Here is a 1,446-nt window from a genome sequence, read left to right as displayed (position 1 = left end):
TGAGACGTACAGCTCCCCCACCACACCCACCGGCACCAACCGAAGACCGGCGTCCAGCACGAACACGCGGGAGCCGTCCAACGGACCGCCGATGGACGGCTTCTCGCCCTGGCCGAAGGAGGCGGGGGTGAGGTGCTCGTACGTGGTGAAGGTGGTGTTCTCGGTCGGGCCGTAGACGTTGGTGACGCTGATGTGCGGGAAGAACCGCTGTGCCTCGGCCACGGCGGGGCCCGACGCCTGCTCGCCGCCGAACCAGACGTGCTTGAGGGCGCCGAGAACAGCACTGCGTTCCGCGACGAGGGAGTTGAAGAGTGAGGTGGTGAAGAAGGCCGCGGTCACGCCGTGGGAGTCGACCGCGCGCTCCAGTGCGGCGGCCGAGGTGTCTCGCGGTGCGACGACGACCGTGCCTCCGTTGAGCAGCGGCACCCACAGTTCGTAGGTCGACGCGTCGAAGGAGTGCGCCGAGTGCGCAAGGACGCGGGAGTGGTCCTGAGCCGTCCAGCAGGTGTCCGCCGCGAGGCCCAGGATGTTGCCGTGGGTGACGGCGACGCCCTTCGGGCGTCCGGTGGAGCCGGAGGTGTACATCACGTACGCGATCTGGTCGGTTCCGGCCACGGGCGGGGCGTACGGCGTCTTCGGCGCGCCCTCGGTCACCGCGGCCAGGTGGGGGTCGTCGGCCCGGATGACAGGGAGAGTCGGTGCCGCGTCGCCCAGCGCCGCGCGGGTGTGCGTCGCCGTGTCGGCCACCAGGGCGCAGGGTTTCGACTCGTTGAGCACCGCGCCGAGCCGGGAGGCGGGGCTGTGCAGGTCGAGGGGGAGGTAGGCGGCGCCGGTCTTGAGGACGGCCAGGAGGGCGACGACGAGGTCGGCGGAGCGTTCCATCGCGATCGCGACCAGCCGCTCGGGCCCGGCGCCCGCGGACAGCAGGTGACGGGCCAACCGGTCGGCGCTCTCGTCGAGTTGCCGGTAGGACAGCTCGCGCGTGCCGCACGCCACTGCCGTGGCGTCGGGGGTGCGGGCCACCTGTGTGGTGAACCGGTGCACAACCGACCGGTCGAGGGATGCCTGCTCGGTGCCGGTGCCCCGGGCGAGGACCATGGTGCGCTCGGCGTGCCCCAGCAGGTCCACTGCGTTCAGGCGGAGTTCGGGGTCGGCGGCCACCTGGTCCATGAACCGTACGAAGCGGTGGGCCAGTCCCCGCGCCGTGTCGTCGTCGAAGAGGTCCTGTGCGAACAGGAGCCGTCCCTCGATCTCCTCGTCCACTTGGCGGAAGTCGAAGAGGAGGTCGAAGTCGGTGGTGGCGGCGGGTGCCGGGTACTCCCAGTGTGCGTCCAGGCCGGGGAAATCGCCGTGGGCGCCCGCGTTGTTCTGCAGGCTCAGCATCACCTGGAACAACGGATGCCGCCCCGACGAACGCACCGGATTGACCGCCTCCACCACCCGGTC

1 protein-coding gene is annotated in these 1,446 nt (G+C 70.9%); it reads right to left on the bottom strand.

The genetic code is table 11. The features are described 5' to 3' along the window. On the bottom strand, positions 1-1,446 hold a 1,446-nt coding region (locus tag ABT296_RS38630; protein WP_351934838.1), incomplete at both ends, for an AMP-binding protein.

The organism is Streptomyces sp. NPDC000983, assembly GCF_040299205.1.
Taxonomy (GTDB): domain Bacteria; phylum Actinomycetota; class Actinomycetes; order Streptomycetales; family Streptomycetaceae; genus Streptomyces.
The sequence above is the reverse complement of the archived record's forward strand: the minus strand, read 5'-3'. Positions and strand labels throughout refer to the sequence as shown.